This window comes from Salipiger pallidus (assembly GCF_014643635.1).
Taxonomy (GTDB): domain Bacteria; phylum Pseudomonadota; class Alphaproteobacteria; order Rhodobacterales; family Rhodobacteraceae; genus Salipiger; species Salipiger pallidus.
Genome location: NZ_BMJV01000007.1, coordinates 16,705 through 34,646 on the forward strand (window position 1 = coordinate 16,705; position 17,942 = coordinate 34,646).

A 17,942-nucleotide genomic window follows, 5' to 3' on the forward strand; every position below is an offset into this window, starting at 1 on the left:
ACTACCGCGCCCGGGTGTGTTCGGGAACGGAGCTATCAGAGACCCGTAAACAATATCTTCGCGTGTGCCCTATTTCCGCGACGACAGCCGCGACAGCTGCACCGCGAGGATGCCCGCCGTGATGATCGCCACGCCGATCACGTCGTAGACGCCCATCGGCTCGCCCAGAAGCACCGCGGCCACGGCGACCCCGAAGAACGGGTTGAGGAAGTGGAAGGTCGCGGCGCGGATCGCGCCGATGCGTTCCACCAGCACCACCCAGAGGAAGGTTGCCGCCACGCCGGGCACCAGCACGGTATAGGAAAACGCCGCCACCAGACGCCATGACCAGTCAACCTGAGGGGTCTCGAAGGCGATGGCCACCGGCCAGAGCAACGCGCTGCCCACCAGCATCTGCAGGCCGACAATCATCATGACATTGCCCCCGGTGATTGCGCCCCGCACCGACATCGTCGCCACCGCGAGCGAGATCACCCCCAGAACGCAAAGTCCCACGCCCAGCGGGTCTGCCCCGCCCTGCAGCCGCGCGCCCATGATGAGCGTGACGCCCACGATCCCCGCCAACAGCCCGGCGTACCCCAGCGGGCGCAGACGTTCCTTGAAAAGCAGCCAACTTGCCAGCGCCACCAACAGCGGCATGACGGAGGCGATGATCGAGGCCAGCGATGCCTCGACCCATTGCATGGCAACGAAATTGAGCCCCAGGTACAGCGCGTTCTGGCACAGGCCGAAGACGATGGTGGCGCGCCATTGCGCCCGGCTGAGCCGCCAGCTTTGCCCCATGAGCCGCGCCAGCGCCACCGCAAGGAGGCCCGACACGAGAAACCGCAGCGCCAGAGAGCCAAGGGGCGGTGCTGCCGAGACGATGATCCGCGCCGAGGCAAAGGCCGACGACCACATCATCGCAAAGGCTAGGCCCATCACTATCGCGCGCAGTTCCATGCATCCCTCCGTTTGTGCGCAAATGACCCGGATCGCCCCCCCTTTGCAAGTGGAACGAAAAATGCCCCGCCCGCACCGATGCGCAGACGGGGCCAGTTGTGCCTGCTCACATGGGCAGGCACTGGCGGTCTCTGGTTGTTCCTGAGTGTCTGTAAAGCCCTGCCGGAGGCGTCAGGCGCGGTCGGCCATCTCGGCGCGGATCTGCTGGCGCAGCACGTCGATGGGAACGGTCTTGCCGTCCTTGCGGAACTGCCAGTAGGTCCAGCCGTTGCAGGACGGCGCGCCCTCTAGATGCGCGCCCACCTGGTGGATGGATCCCTTGACGCCGTCCCCGACCAGCGTGCCGTCGGCGCGCACGCGGGCGATCTTGCCCGTGGGGGACACCAGCGTCTCTCCGGGGCTGAGCATGCCGCGTTCTACCAGCTGGCCAAAGGGCACACGCGGCTCCGCGCGCTTGGCCCGCGTCACCTCGAGCGCAGACCGGTCGAAGGCGCGCACGTCGGCAATGCGGCGAGTGGCCACCTCGCGGTAGCTTTCCTCGCGCTCAATGCCGATCCAGTCGCGGCCGAGCATCTTGGCCACGGCACCGGTGGTGCCGGTGCCGAAGAACGGGTCGAGCACCACGTCGCCGGGGTTGGTCGATCCCACCAGAACGCGGTGCAACAGGCTCATGGGCTTTTGCGTCGGGTGCGCCTTGTCGCCATTGGCGTCCTTGAGCCGCTCACCACCGTTGCAGATCGGCAGAACCCAGTCCGAGCGCATCTGGATGCCCTCGTTCAGCGCTTTGAGGGCCTCGTAGTTGAAGGTGTACTTGGCACCCTCGCTCTTGGAGGCCCAGATCATCGTCTCGTGGGCATTGGTGAAGCGCTTGCCGCGGAAGTTGGGCATCGGGTTCGACTTGCGCCAGACCACATCATTCAGGATCCAGTAGCCCGCATCCTGAAGCGAGGCGCCGACGCGGAAGATGTTGTGGTAGGAGCCAATCACCCAGATCGCGCCATTGGGCTTCAGCAGGCGATGAGCCGCCTTTAGCCAGGCACGGGTGAAGTCGTCATAGACCTGGAAACTGGCGAACTGGTCCCAGTGGTCGTCAACCGCATCAACGCGGCTGTTGTCGGGGCGATGCAGATCGCCGCGCAATTGCAGGTTGTAGGGCGGGTCGGCGAAGATGAGGTCAACGGACTCCGCGGGAAGGCTGTTCATCTGTTCGATGCAGTCCCCGGCAAGAATCGTGTTGAGAGGGAGCACTTGCGTGCCCTTAGTTTTTGTCATCGCGTTCATCTCTGCCTCTGCCCCGATTGGTGCATTTTCGCACTCGTCTGGTTGGCCACAAAGATGATTCAAAGGCGATTCGCGGTCAATTTGTTTTTTGAATCAGCGCGTTGCGCTTTGCTGTTGTCACAACATCTGGTAGACAGGCTTGAACGAACGCCTATGATGTGGGGTCACTCCAAGATTTAGGAGCGCCTCAATGTGACTTTTGGAGCCGTAACCTGCGTTCGTTTCCCAGCCATAGCCCGGATGCTGTTGCGCCAAATCCCGCATGAGCCGATCACGCCACTCTTTGGCAACGATCGAGGCCGCCGCGATGCTTACCGAACGGCCGTCTCCCTTCACGATAGGCGTCGCGACGCAGCGCAACTCCTCCGGGATAAACTTGCCGTCGACCAGGGCATGGCCGGGCGGCTGAGGCAGGCCTTCGACGGCCCGGCGCATGGCAAGCAAGCTCGCCTTAAGGATGTTCAGGCTGTCGATCTCGTCGACCGACGCCACCCCGACCGAAACCTCGGCCTGCTCGTGGATGGCGTCGTAAAGAGCCGCCCTGCGACGGGCGGTCATCTTCTTTGAGTCGTTGAGCCCAAGCGGCACCTGCCCTTCGGTCAGAACCACCGCACAGGCGACGACCGGACCCGCGAGAGGGCCGCGGCCGACCTCGTCGACCCCGGCCACGCGCAGGCCCTGCCCCCATAGGGGCGCCTCGAAAGAATCGTCCGGCCAATCCATCACGCAGGGATTCCGCATCAGGGGCCGGGCCGCAAGGATTCGTCGGCCTCAGGCTTGAGGCGGCTGGCCATTCGATGCGGAAAGGCCGCCATCCACGGGCAGGTTTACCCCGTTGACGAAGCGGGCGTCATCGCTGGCGAGGAAAGCGATGACATCGCCGATGTCCTCGGGCTCTGCAGGGCGACCGAGGGGCATGCGCTCCATGAACTTAGCCTCCAGCTCCTTGTTGTTCTGGATGCCGGTGGTGAGCTCGGATTTGGTGTAGGCTGGGTTCACCGCGTTCACCCGCACACCGCTGTCACGCGCATCCAGCGCCAGCGCGCGGGTCATGTTGGTGATCGCGCCTTTGGCCGTATTGTAGGCGTGCATGTTCCAGTCGCCACCGATGCCGGACACCGATGAGGTCATGACCACGTTGCCGCGCGTCGCCTTGAGATCGGGCCAAAGCGCCTTGGTAAGGCGCCAAACACCCGTCACATCAGTCTCCATGACCGTCTCGAAGCCATCCTCGTCCACGTCCTCAATGCTGCCCGCAACGGCGGTGCCTGCGTTGTTGACCAACACGTCAACGGTGCCAAAGGCCTGACGCGCCTCGGTCGCGGCCTTCTGGGCGCCGTCCTGGGTGCTGAGGTCGGCCACAACCACCTTTGCGCTGTCGATGCCTTCAGCGACCGCCTTCAGCTTGTCCTCACTGCGCGAAATCAGCACCACGTTTGCGCCCTCGCAGCCAAAGCGGCGGGCGGTGGCAGCGCCGATGCCGGAAGACGCGCCGGTGACGATCACGGTCTTGTTCTCAAAGCGTTTCATGTCGGGTCCTTTCGTTGTTCAGTTGCAAAAACAACGAGATCCCCGGAGGACACGTTCCAAGATCACGGCGGAAGTGATGGGCCCCTCACCAGCCCCCCCCACCTGCTTTGAATATCGCCGCTTCGGACCGCTCCTGCCCTGAAACGCAACAAGGGCGCCCCGAGGGACGCCCTTGCGCAATTGGCTTGGCTTAGGCGGCAGATCGCCGCCCCGGCATGATTACATCATGCCGCCCATGCCGCCCATGCCGCCCATGTCGGGGGCACCGCCACCGGCGCCCTCTTTCTGGGGTTTGTCGGCAACCATCGCTTCGGTGGTGATCAGCAGGCCTGCGATCGAGGCTGCGTCCTCGAGTGCGGTGCGAACCACCTTGGCGGGGTCGATGACGCCGAACTTGAACATGTCGCCATATTCGTCGGTCTGAGCGTTGTAGCCGAACTTCAGATCTTCACTTTCGCGGATCTTGCCTGCGACGACGGAGCCGTCAACGCCAGCGTTCTGAGCGATCTGACGCAGCGGTGCTTCCAGCGCCTTGCGGACGATGGTGATGCCTGCGTTCTGGTCGCTGTTGGCGCCGGTGAGGCCGTCAAGAGCCTTGGCACCCTGCACCAGTGCAACGCCGCCACCGACAACGATGCCTTCCTGAACGGCCGCGCGGGTCGCGTTCAGGGCGTCATCGACGCGGTCCTTGCGCTCTTTCACTTCGACTTCGGTCATGCCGCCTACGCGGATGACTGCAACGCCGCCTGCGAGCTTGGCAACACGCTCCTGCAGCTTCTCACGGTCGTAGTCCGAGGTGGTTTCTTCGATCTGCGTACGGATCTGCGAAACGCGTGCTTCGATCTCTGCTTTCTCACCGTGGCCGTCGACGATGGTGGTCTCGTCTTTGGTGATGTTCACGGTCTTGGCAGTGCCGAGCATGTCCATGGTCACGGACTCGAGCTTCATGCCCAGATCTTCCGAGATCACCTGGCCGCCGGTCAGGATCGCGATGTCCTGCAGCATGGCCTTGCGGCGGTCGCCGAAGCCCGGTGCCTTGACGGCCGCGATCTTGAGGCCGCCGCGCAGCTTGTTGACCACGAGGGTCGCCAGCGCTTCGCCTTCAACGTCTTCGGCAATGATCAGCAGCGGCTTTTGCGACTGGATCACCTGCTCGAGCAGCGGGACGAGCGGCTGCAGCGACGAGAGCTTCTTCTCGTGCAGCAGGATCATGCAGTCATCGAGCTCTGCAACCATCTTGTCGGCGTTGGTCACGAAGTACGGCGACAGGTAGCCGCGGTCGAACTGCATGCCTTCGACGACATCGGTCTCGGTCTCGAGGCCCTTGTTCTCTTCGACGGTGATGACACCCTCGTTGCCGACCTTCTGCATCGCGTCAGCGATCTGCTGGCCGATTTCCGACTCACCGTTCGCCGAGATGGTGCCGACCTGAGCGACTTCGCCGCTGTCGTTCACGGGGCGGGCAGCCGCCTTGATCGCTTCGACGACCTTGGCGGTCGCGAGGTCGATGCCGCGCTTGAGGTCCATCGGGTTCATGCCCGCTGCAACCGACTTCATGCCTTCCTTGACGATGGCCTGGGCCAGCACGGTGGCGGTGGTGGTGCCGTCGCCTGCTTCGTCGTTGGTGCGGGAAGCGACTTCCTTCACCATCTGGGCGCCCATGTTCTCGAACTTGTCTTCCAGTTCGATTTCCTTCGCCACGGACACACCGTCCTTGGTGATGCGCGGTGCGCCGAAGGATTTGTCGAGCACGACGTTGCGGCCTTTAGGGCCGAGGGTCACCTTGACGGCATCCGCAAGGATGTTCACGCCCTTGAGCATGCGCGAGCGGGCGTCGGTGTCGAACTTCACGTCTTTAGCAGCCATGTGCGTTCTCCTGAATCTGAATTAGGTTTGTAGGAAAAGGGGGACGCGCTTACGCGGCCTCGGTCACGCCGAGGATGTCCGATTCCTTCATGATCAGCAGCTCTTCACCGTCGATGGTGACTTCAGTGCCGGACCACTTGCCGAAGAGAACCTTGTCGCCTTCCTTGACGGCCAGAGCGATGAGCTCGCCGTTGTCCTTGCGGGCGCCTTCGCCGCATGCGACCACGAGGCCCTCGGCGGGCTTTTCCTTAGCGCTGTCGGGGATGATCAGACCACCCTTGGTCTTTTCGTCACTTTCGACGCGGCGGACCAGCACGCGGTCATGAAGCGGTTTGAATGCCATCTTCGAGTCTCCTGACTTAAGCTCAAAGTTTGTTCCTGTTGACGGCCCCGCCGGAAGACCGGCGGGCCGTTAGCACTCACGTCGATGGAGTGCTAATGGCGCATAGCTAGGCACGCCGTTGAGTCGTGTCAACATCGCAGCGTTCGGAAATTTCATCACTCGTCTCCCCTCCGTGCGATGCATGACCTGCACCTAATGGCTGTGCCGCCGATCCCAACCACCCGTGCAGGAATTCGCCGATAGCGGCGAAAGGCGAGGGCCGAGGCAAAAGCGGGTGGCACCTCCATGGCATTCGTGATCCGGTATACCAGACCTTCGCGAAAGCTCCGTGACATGCCGATCCATCCAGCCTCCTCCGTGCCGGTGAGCCATGTGCCCAGCCGCCCGGCCGCCGACAACATGCGGGGCATCATCCTCATTACCTTGGGGTTCTTCTTCTTCGGGGCGACCGACGCCATGGCCAAGCTGCTGGCCGAGCAACTGCCGGTACTGCAGGTGGTGTGGGGCCGTCAGCTGGGGCTGTTTCTCGGGGTAATGGCGATGCTGTCGATGCGCGGCCGGACCGTTCTGCGCACCCGCCACGCGCCCCTGCAGATGCTGCGCGGGGCGCTGGCGACCACCTCGGCCTGCCTGTTCGTGCTGTGCGTCGGCTACGTGCCGCTGGCGGATGCGACGGCGGTGACCTTCATCGCGCCGTTCTTTGTCACCGCGATCGGGGCGATCTTCCTGCGCGAGCCGGTGGGCCTGCGCCGCTGGGCCGCGGTGGCGGTGGGCTTTGTCGGCATGCTCATCGTGATCAGGCCGGGCATGGGCACCTTCCATCCGGCGATCTTCCTTGTGGTGGTGGCGGCGATGGCCTTTGCCACCCGGCAGGTGCTGTCACGGATGCTGTCGGGCGAGGACAGCATCGCGACCACCGTGGCCTATACGTCGATCACCTCAACGGTGCTGCTGACGCTCCCCCTGCCCTTCCTGTGGCAGATGCCACAGCAGCCGTGGATCTGGATGGTGGCACCGCTAATGGCGCTTTGCGCGGCATCGGGCGAGATCCTCATCATCCGTGCGCTTGATGTGGCGCAGGCGGTGGTGGTGGCCCCGATGCAATACTCCATGATCCTATGGAGCACCGCCTACGGATTCTTCCTGTTCTCCGATCTGCCCGACGGCTGGACCCTGCTGGGTTGCGTCATCATCGTGGCGTCGGGGCTCTATACGCTGGGCCGCGAACGCATCGCCGCCCGCCGCGCTCGCGATGCCGCCCGCGCCGAAGAGATCTAGCCCCGGCACCGCGGCTCAGCCGTCGGGTGCCCCGCCCCAGTGCACCAGCCCTTCGCGGCCCGCCTGTGTGATGTCGTAGACGCCGGTGCGCACCCGTTCGAACCAGCCGTAATGGTTGTCAGCCATGAGCCGCGTCGCAACAGTCACCCCGGTCGAGGCGGCAACGTCCCGCCCCCGGCTGGCCCCATGTTCTGCGAGGTGGACGGCACAGCGGAGCGCGTCCTGCCGGTAGCCGGTGACAATGCCGTGCCGGGTGGCACCGCCGTCGTTGGGATCACCGCGCAGGCGCTGGAATTCACGAAGCAGCTTTGCCCGCTTAACCTTGTTCCGGCGCGGCGCGTAGGGGCCGGGATCGCAGTGCACCTCTGCCCGGCCCTCCTTCACTGTGATGAACCCGAGCCCCAGCCGGCGGCATAGCGCCAGCGTGTCGCGCAGGGCCCTTCGCGCCGTGCGCCCCGAGGGCCTCGGCACCGCGATATAGACCGCATCGGTCACGCTCAGCCGCGCCACCGCCTGATGGAACAACGACAGGGCGATCTTCAGCTTCAGCTCGACGATGACAGGATCCTCAGTGCCGCGCACCGCCACAAGATCGGCAGCCCCCACCTCACCCTTAACCTCGTAGCCCTGCGCCACCAGCAGCGCCTTGACCGGCGCATAGAGTTCACTTTCTCGCTTCATGGCGCGCATGTTTGGCCGGGGCCGTTGCGCCTGTCCATCCCCTCGCCTAGCTCTTGAGGACAATCCCCCCGGAGGAGACACCGCATGTTCAGGCAAACCCTTGGCGCCCTTCTTGTCCTCGTGCCCCTTGCCGGCGCGGCGGCGGCGCAATGCAGCGGGCAAGACCTGCGCCAGACGCTGACCGCGGCAGAGCGCACGCAGCTGGAGGCAATGACCGATGGCATGCCCTACGCAACAGGCAACCGCTGGCGCGCCACCAAGGACGGCGAAGTGATCGACATCGTCGGCACCATGCACCTGAGCGATCCGCGCCTTGATGGTCCGGCGGCGCGGCTGCGCCCGCTGGTCGAGGAGGCCGGTGCGGTCCTGCTAGAGATGTCGCCGGAGGGGCGCGACCAGCTCATGAAAGCAATGGGCAGCCAGCCTGAGCTGATCCTGCTCGATGGCGACACCCTACCCGAACTCATGACCGAGGATGACTGGCAAGCGCTTGCCGCCGCCGTTTCAGAACGCGGCCTACCCGCCCCGATGGCGGCCAAGATGCGTCCCTGGTATCTGTCGATGATCTTGTCCATGCCACCCTGCATGCAGGCAGCAATGGCCGAGCAGAACGGCCTCGATTCCCGGATCGAGGCCATGGCCAGCGAAGCCGATGTGCCGGTTTTAGCGCTCGAGCCGTGGGACACCACCTTCGACATCTTCAATGCCGAGCCGCTCGAGGACCAGGTCGAGATCCTTATCGCCGCGCTGGCACAGATGAAGGATGGCGGTGAGGACGGTCTGGCCACCACCATCGCCGCCTATTTCGATGAAGAGCCCGGCGAGATGTGGCAGTTCGCCAGCATCCTCATGCAACGCAGCGGACAATACGAGCAGGAGGAGGCGCAGCGCCTGATGGACGAGACCAACGAGGCACTGCTGACCGCCCGCAACCGGGCGTGGATCCCGGTGATGCTCGAGGCCGCTGAGGCAACCGAAGGCCCACTTCTCGCAGGCTTCGGCGCAGCGCATCTACCGGGCCAGGATGGCGTTTTGCACCTGCTGGAACAGGAGGGCTGGACCCTCACTCGCGAAGAGTTCTGACGCCCGGAAGCCAAGGCAGATCGTGGCATGTCTGCGCCCGCGCGCGCCGGTCATCTCTGCGCCCGGCCCATCACTGGGCTCGCTTTCTTCCAGGCAGTGATCGGGGCCGGCCGCGCGCCAAGGTCAGCACCGGGGGCCCGATAAGGACCCCGGAACCGTGCCGATCCCCATCTCGAACCCCGCCACGGCCAGGATGCCGCAGGCGCGACTTGTTCCGGCTTGATACGGTGCACTGTCACCAAACTGTTCCGCGCCCATTGTTGATCGCCCCACCACGCAAGCAAAAGGCCGCCCCATGGCGGGCGGCCTTCGGTCTTGGGCGATATGACACGGGACGCCACTCAGGCGGCGATGAGGCCACGGCCTTTCAGAAGCGCCTCGACCCCAGGCATCCGCCCCCGGAACGCCTTGTAGAGCTCTTCCGCGTCCTGGCTGCCGCCCTTCGACAAGATGAATTCCTCGAGCTTGGCGGCCATCAGCGGATCGAACGCACTGCCCGCTTCCTCGAAAGCGGCGAAGGCGTCTGCGTCCATGACCTCGGACCACATGTAGCTGTAGTACCCAGAGCTGTAGCCGTCGCCCGCGAAGACATGGGCAAAATGCGGGGTCGCGTGGCGCATGGTGATGGCCTGCGGCATACCCATCCCGGCAAGGATCTCGGACTGGCGGGCCATGGGATCGGCAGGCGCCGGTCCGTTGTGGAACTCGAGGTCCACCATTGCCGAGGCGACATATTCCACCGTCTGGAAGCCCATGTCGAAGGTCGCAGCCGCCAGCACCTTGTCTAGCAACGCCTTGGGCATCGGTTCGCCGGTTTCCGCATGGGTGGCGAATTCCTCGAGCACCGAGGGCACCTCGAGCCAATGCTCGTAAAGCTGGCTGGGCAATTCGACGAAATCGCGCGCCACCGACGTGCCCGAGACCGAGCCGAACTCCACGTCCGACAGCATCTGGTGCAGCGCGTGGCCGAACTCGTGGAACAGCGTGCGCGCATCGTCATAGGACAGCAGCGCCGGCTTGCCCTTGGGCGGCTTGGCGAAGTTGCAGACGTTGATGACGATGGGATGCTCTTCGCGCGGGCGCTTGGCCTGCGACTGCATCGCTGAACACCACGCGCCCGAACGCTTGGAGGCGCGGGCGAAGTAGTCACCGATGAAGACCGCAACGTGTTCGCCGTTGCGGGTTGCTTCCCATGCCCGGCAGTCGGGATGGTAAAGCGGCAGGTCGAGCGGCTTGAACTCGAGCCCAAACAGACGGTTGGCGCAGGTGAAGGCCGCCTCGATCATGCGGTCGAGCTGGAGGTAGGGCTTCAGCTCGGCCTCGTCGAGATCGTGCAGTTGCCGCCGCCGCTTGTCGGCGTAGTAGCGCCAGTCCCACGGCTGGAAGGCATCGTTGATGCCATCCTCGCGCAGCATCTTTTCCATCTCGTCCATGTCGCGCAGCGCCTGCGCACGGGCCGGTGTCCAGACCTGCATCAGCAGCTCGCGCACCTTGTCCGGGGTGCCCGCCATCTCGGTCTCGAGCTTGTACTGCGCGAAATCCCCGTACCCGAGCAGTTTCGCGCGCTCTTCGCGCAGCTTGAGCACTTCGGCCGCAATCTCACGGTTGTCAGTCTCGCCGCCGTTCGCGCCGCGCGACCCCCATGCCGCAAAGGCCTTTTCGCGCAGGTCGCGCCGGGGCGAGAACTGAAGGAACGGCGTGATGAGAGAGCGCGACAGCGTCACCACCGGCCCGTCCTGCCCCAGTGCCTCGCCTGCCGACCGGGCGGCGTCCACGGCGAACTCGGGCAGTCCCTCGAGGTCGGCTTCGGACAGGGGCATGAACCAGCCTGCCTCGTCCTTGAGCAGGTTCTGGGTGAACTGGGTCCCCAGCACCGACAGGCGGGATTTCACCTCCGCCATGCGGTCGGCCTCGGCCCCGGTCAGCGCAGCGCCAGAGCGTACGAAACCGCGGTGGGTGAGATAGAGCACCCGCTCTTCCTCGTCCGAAAGGCCCAGATGCTCGCGCTGCTGCCAGAGCGCGTCGATGCGCGCGAACAGCACCTTGTTGCCGGAAATCTTCGAGCTGTGCGCCGACAGCTTCGGCGAGAAGTCACGCTGGAGCGCCTGCCGCGCATCATTGCTGTCAGAGCCCGCAACGGTGAAGAACACCGACAAGACCTTGTCCAGATCTCTCCCCGCGCCCTCCATCGCCTCGATGGTGTTGGCGAAACTCGGGGCCTCGGGGTTGTTCGCGATGGCCTCGACCTCGGCCAGGTGGCTGGCCAATGCCGTCTCGAAGGCGGGGGCGAAGTCGTCGTCGGAAATGCGCTCGAACGGGGCGAGGCCGAAGGGCGTGTCCCAGTCGGCAAGAAGCGGGTTCGTCATGGATGACCTCCTGATGTCTTGCCGGAAAGCTATGCCCTGTCACGCGGCGCCGCAATGCGCCCACCCTACCCCTTTTCGTGAAAGAACGCGTAAATCCGTTCGGCCAGCGCCTCGGAGACCCCATCCACCGCCTTGAGGTCCGCAAGATTGGCGCGGCTGACCGCCTTGGCAGAGCCGAAATGCGCCAGCAGCGCCCGCTTGCGGGACGCGCCCACGCCGGGCACCTCGTCCAGCGGGTTGGCCATCTGGCTCTTCGCCCGCTTGGCGCGGTGGGTGCCGATGGCAAAGCGGTGCGCCTCGTCGCGCAGGCGCTGGATGAAGTAGAGCACCGGATCGTTGTGCCGCAGCGCGAAGGGCCGCGTGCCGACACGGTGGAATTCCTCCTTGCCGTGGTCGCGGTCGACACCCTTGGCGACCCCGACCATGGGCACGTCCTCGACACCGTATTCGCGCATGATCTCGGCCACCGCCGACACCTGCCCCGCGCCGCCGTCGATCAGCAGGAGGTCAGGCCAGAGCCCTTTTTCCCGGTCGGGATCATCTTTCAGAAGCCGTGTGAAGCGACGGCCCAGCACCTCTTTCATCATGCCGAAGTCGTCGCCGGGGACCAGCTCATCACCGCGGATGTTGAACTTGCGGTACTGGTTCTTCATGAAGCCTTCCGGCCCCGCCACGATCATCCCGCCCACGGCGTTGGTGCCCATGATATGCGAGTTGTCGTAGACCTCGATCCGCTGCGGCGGGCCATCGAGGCCAAACGCCTCGGCGACGCCATTGAGCAGCTTGGCCTGCGTCGCGGTTTCGGACATGCGCCGGGCAAGGCTTTCGCGGGCATTGCGGGCGGCACCTTCGATCAGCTCGGCCTTCTCGCCGCGCTTGGGAACCGCCAGTTCGACCTTGCGGTCGATCTTGCCCGACAGCGCCTCGGACATGAGGTCGGGGTTCTCGATCTCGTGGCTCAGCAGGATCAGGCGGGCGGGATCCTTGGTGTCGTAGAACTGCCCGAGGAATGCCTCGAGCACCTCGGCCTCGTCCACGTCGTCACCGACGCGGGGGTAATAGTCCTTGTTGCCCCAGTTCTGGTTGGCCCGGATGAAGAAGACCTGAACGCAGGCCTGCCCATGTTCCATGTGAAGCGCCACGATGTCCGCCTCGGCCACGCCCTGCGGGTTGATCCCCTGCACGGTCTGCACCTGCGTCAGCGCGCGGATGCGGTCGCGCAGGGCTGCGGCCTTCTCGAATTCCATCTCCTCCGACGCCTGCTGCATCTGCTGCGCCAGCGCTGCCTGCACGTTGGTGGATTTGCCCGACAGGAAGCGTTGCGCGTCGCGCACGCTGGCGGCGTAATCGTCTTCGGAGATGTAGCCGACGCAAGGCGCGCTGCAGCGCTTGATCTGGTACAGCAGGCAGGGCCGCGTGCGTCCCTCGAACTGGCTGTCGGTGCAGTTACGTAGAAGAAAGACCTTCTGCAGCTGGTTCAGCGTCCGGTTCACCGCGCCGGCGCTGGCGAAGGGGCCGTAGTAGGCCGCCTTCTCGGTCTTGGCGCCGCGGTGTTTGCGGATCTGCGGATAGTCGTGCTGGGTCGTGACCTGGATATTCGGGAAGGATTTGTCGTCCCGCAGCAGCACGTTGAACTTGGGCTTGAGCTGCTTGATGAGGTTCTGTTCCAGCAGCAGCGCCTCGGTTTCCGTGCGCGTGGTCAGGAACATCATCGACGCGGTTTCCGAGATCATCCGCGCGATGCGCCGCGAATGCCCTGTGGGCCGCGCATAACTCGACACCCGCGCCTTGAGATTGCGCGCCTTGCCCACGTAAAGCACCCGGCTCTGCCCATCGAGCATGCGATACACCCCCGGGCTGGAATCGAGCAGCCGCAGGTAGCCATGGATTACCTCGTGACCACGGGGGCCGCCCTCTGGGTCGACGGGCGTTTCGGGGCTGGTTTCGGAAGATGTGGCGTCGGTCATGATCGTTCGTGCTCAATCGCTCACGGGCGTGTGATTCTGAAGGTGGCGCTGCAATGCCGGACCGTGGAGATCAAGAACAGATGTTTCCACCGATCCTGTGGATAACTACGGGGGCAAATTCCGGGCAACTCCAATTTTCCCTTGTATCACGGCGGTTTCATTAATGCGCCCAATTAGTAGGCAGTTTTGTAACCCATTGATATATCTGCAAAGATTTTAAAACGACCCCACAAACCCTTGAGGACACGACGTTTTTGTAAACTTTCCTTAACGGAACAGGAGCCGGTGCAAAACTTCTGCTGGTATGCATCACTCCACCCCGACAACGTCCGGTGTTTCCCACGCAAGGTGCTGGCCGCCGTCCGTGCACAGAAGCTGCCCCGAGACCGACGGAGCCGACAGGAAATAGCGCAGGGCGCCGGTGATGTCCTCGGGGTTCGACCCGCGCGACAACACCGTCGCCGCCCTTTGCCGGGCAAAGGCGTCGCCGTCCTGCCGCCCGCCCTGAAGCGTCGGGCCGGGGCCGATGGCGTTGACCCGCACCTTGGGTGCAAGGGCCATTGCGGCGGTCTGCGTCAGTGTCCACAGGGCCGATTTCGCCAGCGTGTACGTCATGAATTCAGGCGTCAGCTTGCGCACCCGCTGGTCGATCATGTTGACCACGAGCCCCTGCGCCAGCGGCTCTCCACGCGCATCCGCTACAGGCTCCGGCACCTGTGCGGCGAGCGACTGGATCAGCACGAAGGGCGCCCGCAGGTTTGATCCGAAATGCCGGTCCCAGCCGTCACGGGTCGCGGTGCCGATGTCGTCATGCTCGAAGATCGAGGCATTGTTGATCAGCACCGTGAGAGGTCCGCCAAGCGCCTCGGCGGCCCTTGGCACCAGCGCCTGCGCCTGTGCCTCGTCCAGCAGATCCGCCTGCACCGCGGCGGCCTTGCGGCCCTTGGCGCGGATCTGCTGCACCACTTCGTCGGCCGCGTCGGCGGAACTGGCGTAATGCACCACCACGTCGTACCCCAGCGCCGCAAGGTCCAGCGCCATGGCACGGCCCAGCCGCTTCCCCGCCCCGGTGACCAGCGCGCGCTTCACCGTTTCGGTCATTTACTCTCTCCCGTCAGATGATAACGAGCGTAACATAGCCCACGTAAAGCGCCGACAAGACCACGCCCCAGACCCGCCCGATGTTCTGCTTGAGCAGCACGAAGGGGATGAGCAGCAAAGACGCGGCCAGCATCACCCAAATGTCGAACTTCAGCAGCTCGGGGTCGACGGGCAGCGGCTTGATCAGCGCGGCGATGCCGATGATGGCCAGCAGGTTGAACATGTTCGAGCCGATGACGTTGCCAAGCGCCACGTCCGCCTGCCGGCGGATGGCGGCCATCACCGTGGTCGCAAGCTCGGGCAGCGATGTGCCAAGCGCCACAAGCGTGAGGCCGATCACCGTGTCAGGCACGCCAAACATCTCGGCGATGACCGTGGCGCTGTCCACCAGCAGGTCTGCCCCCAGCGGCAGCCCCACGAGGCCCAGCACGAGGAACAGGATGATCTTCCACCACGGCATGTCCGGGTCGGCGCCCTCGGGTTCTTCCTCGTCGATGGCGGCGGCCTTGCCGTTGCTGCGGTGACGCAGCGCATCGCGGGTGGAATCCAGCAAGATCACAGCCAGCACCCCCAGAAGCACGAGGCCCGCAATCCAGTCGAACACGCCCCGAAGCGCCAGTGCTATGAACAGCACCGTGCTGCCCAGCATGATCCAATAGCTTTTGCGGGTGTCGTGTTCGGCCGTGTGCATGACCGCGATCAGCGCAGGGATGCCAAGCACCAGCAGCACGTTGGCGGTGTTGGACCCCACGACGTTGCCGAGCGCGATGCCGGGCACGTCCCGCATCGCCGCCTGGATCGAGATCAGCAGCTCGGGCGCCGAGGTGCCGAAGGCCACGATGGTGAGACTGACGATGAGCGCCGGAATCCCGACACGCAACGACAGGTTCACCGCCCCCTTGACCAGCGCATCTCCTGCCAGAAGCAGGATCACCAGGCCGAGGGCCGCGTAGACAAACACCATGGTCAGCTATTCTCCTTGCCGCAGCCACAGGGGCCACGACCGATCCGGTAGCGGCCGCAGCGCGGGCATTTCTTGTTGGTCAGTTGCGCCTTGCCCGGCATCCGGAGCTTTCCGAAGATGCCCAGCAGGCCAATCACTACGAGGAATATCGCGACAATCTTGGCAAGCACGTCAGAGTCCGAACCGGGCCCAGGCGCTTCGCTGCTCGATCACGTCGAGCGCATCCTGCGCAAGGGAGATGCCAAGCTTCGGGAAAAGCCGGCGTTTCTGCTCGTGACGGCGGAAGCGGACCTTGTCACCGAAGCGGGCCTTGAGGACGGGCACGAGATGGCCGATGCCATCCGCCAGCCCGACATCAATCGCCGGCTGGCCGATCCAGACCTCGCCGGTGAATAGCTCGGGATCATTCTTCAGCTTCGCCCCGCGACGCCCCTTCACCTGCGCGATGAAGGTCTCGTGCAGCTGGCCAAGAAGGCGTTCAAGCCGCGCCACGTCCTCGGCTTTCTCGGGGCGGAACGGGTCGAGCATGCTCTTGGAGGTTCCGGCGGTATGCACCCGCCGCTCGAACCCCTGCCTATCCAGGAATTCATGTGCCCCGAACCCGGCCGAGATCACCCCGATCGAGCCAACGATAGAGCTTTGATCGACAAAGATCTCATCCGCTGCGGTGGCAATCCAGTAGCCGCCCGATGCGGCCACGTCCTCGCAGAAGGCCAGCACCGGCACGCCGGTTTCCTCGGACAGCCGCCGGATGCGCGCCGCGATGAGCGAGCTCTGCACCGGCGATCCGCCGGGCGAATTCAGCTCCAGCGCCACCGCCACGGGCTTGCCCTTGCGGAAGGCCCGCTCGAGCAGCGGTCTCAGGGACTGGTCGGAGAGCGCCGTGCGGCCCCCGACACCAATGGCGCCCTGCAGGCGCACGACAGCCACGGTGGGCTTCGATTTGAGGAACGGGATCCGGCGTTTCATGAGATGGCATGTAGAGACGCCCCCGACCGGAGACAAGGCAGCCCGGCAAAGAAGCTTGCGCCGCGTGCGCCGCGTCACGCCTCGCCACAGACCGCGCAGCCCGGATTACGCTTCAGCGCGATCTTACGAGTCTCTCCCCAGAGCGCGTCATAGATCATCATCTCGCCCCGCAGAGGTCGCCCAGCCCCGGCGATGAGTTTCACCGCCTCCACGGCCATCATCGCCCCGACAACGCCCGGCAGCGGCCCAAGCACCCCCGCCTCGGCGCAGGACGGCGCCAGCCCGGCGGCAGGCGCCTTTGGAAAGACACAGGCATAGCAGGGCGCGCCTCGGGCTGGGTCGAACACAGAAAGCTGCCCTTCCCATTGACTGAGCGCCCCGGATATCAACGGCTTGCCCGCAGCGACCGCAGCATCGTTCACAAGGTAGCGGGTGTCAAAATTATCGGTGCCGTCGAGGATGACGTCATATTCGGCGAAGAGCGCCATAGCGGTCTGCGCATCTAGCCGCCGGTGATAGGGGCGCACCTCCACATGCGGGTTCTGAGCGATCATCGCCTCGCGGGCTGAGAACACCTTGGGCATGCCGATACGCCCGTCGGTGTGGATCACCTGCCGCTGCAGGTTGGCGTTCTCGACCACGTCATCGTCGACGACACCGATCATCCCGACGCCGGCTGCGGCAAGGTACTGCAATGCCGGCGCGCCAAGTCCTCCTGCCCCGATCACCAGCACCGACGCCTCGCGCAGCGCCTTCTGGCCGGGCCCGCCAAGCTCGCGCAGGACGATGTGGCGGGCATAGCGTTCAAGTTCTGCGCCGGACATCGCCCCCTTGGACGTCTCGGTCCCGGCGGCCGCCTCGGGCTGCGCCCGCGCTTTCAGCCGCCGCACCAGCGCAGCATAGCCCAGTGCAATGGCAGCCACCCCGCCCAGCATCAACCAAGGCGCAACACCTCCCCCGGTGGCCTCGCGAAGGGGATGCCCGGCCGGCAGCACCAGCTGAACCACAAGCACCGCGAGGTACAGCGCCAGAACCATGGACCAGCGCGCCCGCGCCGAGGCACCGAACCAGCGGCCAAAACCCCAGAGCACCCCGCCAAGCACCAACACGAGCAGCATCAGGCGCTCCCTGTAGAGCCAAAGCCGCCGCTGCCCCGAACCGTGTCCGACAGCGTCTCGACCACCGCGAAATCGGCCTGCACCACAGGCGCCACCACCATCTGGGCGATCCGGTCGCCATGGGAGATCACGAAAGTTTCCGCGCCGGCATTCATCACGATCACCCCGAGCGGGCCGCGATAGTCACTGTCGATGGTCCCGGGACTGTTGGGCAGGGTGATACCATGTTTGAGCGCAAGCCCGGAGCGGGGACGTATCTGCACCTCCCAGCCCTCCGGAATGGCCAGCCGCAGCCCCGTGGGCACCAGCGCCCGTTCGCCCGGCACCAGCGTCACGCGACCCCGATCCGGCAGGTTCGCACGCAGGTCCGCCCCCGCCGCCCCGGCGGTGGCATAGGCCGGAAGCCCCAAGGACATATCCGCCCCCTCGTCCCACTGCAGCTCTATCGTGACC

The 17,942-nt window shown here is 64.9% G+C and carries 17 protein-coding genes; 2 read left to right on the forward strand and 15 right to left on the reverse strand.

Annotated elements, in window-relative coordinates; all coding sequences use genetic code 11:
- Positions 1-69: 69 nt before the first annotated feature.
- The 6 genes from IEX41_RS16155 to groES all read right to left on the reverse strand — a co-directional run bounded on the left by IEX41_RS16155 (position 70) and on the right by groES (position 5,962).
- Positions 70-942 (reverse strand): DMT family transporter, encoded by an 873-nt coding sequence (locus tag IEX41_RS16155; protein WP_188791308.1) that lies wholly within the window; start codon positions 940-942, stop codon positions 70-72.
- Positions 943-1,113: 171 nt separating this feature from the next.
- The gene (locus tag IEX41_RS16160) at positions 1,114-2,223 is read right to left on the reverse strand and encodes a site-specific DNA-methyltransferase (RefSeq protein ID WP_188791309.1); all 1,110 of its coding nucleotides are present in this window, start codon (positions 2,221-2,223) and stop codon (positions 1,114-1,116) included.
- A 117-nt stretch (positions 2,224-2,340) separates the two neighbouring features.
- Positions 2,341-2,946 (reverse strand): ribonuclease HII, encoded by a 606-nt coding sequence (gene rnhB, locus IEX41_RS16165; RefSeq protein WP_188791310.1) that lies wholly within the window; start codon positions 2,944-2,946, stop codon positions 2,341-2,343.
- A gap of 48 nt (positions 2,947-2,994) precedes the next feature.
- On the reverse strand, positions 2,995-3,753 hold the full coding sequence (budC, locus tag IEX41_RS16170; RefSeq protein WP_188791311.1) for a meso-2,3-butanediol dehydrogenase: 759 nt from the start codon (positions 3,751-3,753) through the stop codon (positions 2,995-2,997).
- A 219-nt stretch (positions 3,754-3,972) separates the two neighbouring features.
- Positions 3,973-5,619, reverse strand: a complete 1,647-nt coding sequence (groL, locus tag IEX41_RS16175) for a chaperonin GroEL (RefSeq protein WP_188791312.1) — start codon at positions 5,617-5,619, stop codon at positions 3,973-3,975.
- A 49-nt stretch (positions 5,620-5,668) separates the two neighbouring features.
- Positions 5,669-5,962 carry a co-chaperone GroES gene (gene groES / locus IEX41_RS16180; protein WP_188791313.1) on the reverse strand — a complete coding sequence of 98 codons (294 nt, stop codon included), beginning with the start codon at positions 5,960-5,962 and terminating at the stop codon, positions 5,669-5,671.
- 333 nt (positions 5,963-6,295) lie between these two features.
- Between groES and IEX41_RS16185 the strand changes: the two genes are divergently transcribed.
- Entirely contained in the window at positions 6,296-7,240 is a 945-nt protein-coding gene (locus IEX41_RS16185) for a DMT family transporter (RefSeq protein ID WP_188791314.1), read from the forward strand.
- 15 nt (positions 7,241-7,255) lie between these two features.
- On the opposite strand, the gene IEX41_RS16190 is transcribed toward IEX41_RS16185, so the two are convergent.
- The gene (locus tag IEX41_RS16190; protein ID WP_188791315.1) at positions 7,256-7,921 is read right to left on the reverse strand and encodes a DUF2161 domain-containing phosphodiesterase; all 666 of its coding nucleotides are present in this window, start codon (positions 7,919-7,921) and stop codon (positions 7,256-7,258) included.
- 84 nt (positions 7,922-8,005) lie between these two features.
- On the opposite strand from IEX41_RS16190, the gene IEX41_RS16195 reads away from it, so the two are divergent.
- Positions 8,006-9,004, forward strand: a complete 999-nt coding sequence (locus IEX41_RS16195; protein WP_188791316.1) for a TraB/GumN family protein — start codon at positions 8,006-8,008, stop codon at positions 9,002-9,004.
- Between the two features lie 341 nt (positions 9,005-9,345).
- Here IEX41_RS16195 and IEX41_RS16200 read toward each other — a convergent pair whose 3' ends face one another.
- From IEX41_RS16200 to dut, 8 genes are all read right to left on the reverse strand, one after another.
- Positions 9,346-11,370, reverse strand: a complete 2,025-nt coding sequence (locus IEX41_RS16200; protein WP_188791317.1) for a M3 family metallopeptidase — start codon at positions 11,368-11,370, stop codon at positions 9,346-9,348.
- A gap of 65 nt (positions 11,371-11,435) precedes the next feature.
- Complete coding sequence (gene uvrC, locus IEX41_RS16205) at positions 11,436-13,337, reverse strand: excinuclease ABC subunit UvrC (RefSeq protein WP_188791318.1); 1,902 nt, start codon at positions 13,335-13,337, stop codon at positions 11,436-11,438.
- A 309-nt stretch (positions 13,338-13,646) separates the two neighbouring features.
- A complete protein-coding gene (locus tag IEX41_RS16210; protein ID WP_188791319.1) occupies positions 13,647-14,438 on the reverse strand; it encodes an SDR family oxidoreductase in 792 nt (263 codons plus the stop codon).
- A 13-nt stretch (positions 14,439-14,451) separates the two neighbouring features.
- Positions 14,452-15,402 carry a calcium/sodium antiporter gene (locus tag IEX41_RS16215; protein ID WP_188791320.1) on the reverse strand — a complete coding sequence of 317 codons (951 nt, stop codon included), beginning with the start codon at positions 15,400-15,402 and terminating at the stop codon, positions 14,452-14,454.
- 2 nt (positions 15,403-15,404) lie between these two features.
- Positions 15,405-15,572, reverse strand: coding sequence for a hypothetical protein (locus IEX41_RS16220; RefSeq protein ID WP_188791321.1), 168 nt, complete (start codon positions 15,570-15,572; stop codon positions 15,405-15,407).
- 1 nt (position 15,573) lies between these two features.
- Positions 15,574-16,371, reverse strand: a complete 798-nt coding sequence (locus IEX41_RS16225; RefSeq protein WP_188791322.1) for a S49 family peptidase — start codon at positions 16,369-16,371, stop codon at positions 15,574-15,576.
- 74 nt (positions 16,372-16,445) lie between these two features.
- On the reverse strand, positions 16,446-17,489 hold the full coding sequence (locus IEX41_RS16230; RefSeq protein ID WP_188791323.1) for a HesA/MoeB/ThiF family protein: 1,044 nt from the start codon (positions 17,487-17,489) through the stop codon (positions 16,446-16,448).
- Entirely contained in the window at positions 17,489-17,905 is a 417-nt protein-coding gene (dut, locus tag IEX41_RS16235) for a dUTP diphosphatase (protein WP_188791524.1), read from the reverse strand. Before dut ends, IEX41_RS16230 begins: the two co-directional genes overlap by 1 nt.
- Positions 17,906-17,942: the final 37 nt, after the last annotated feature.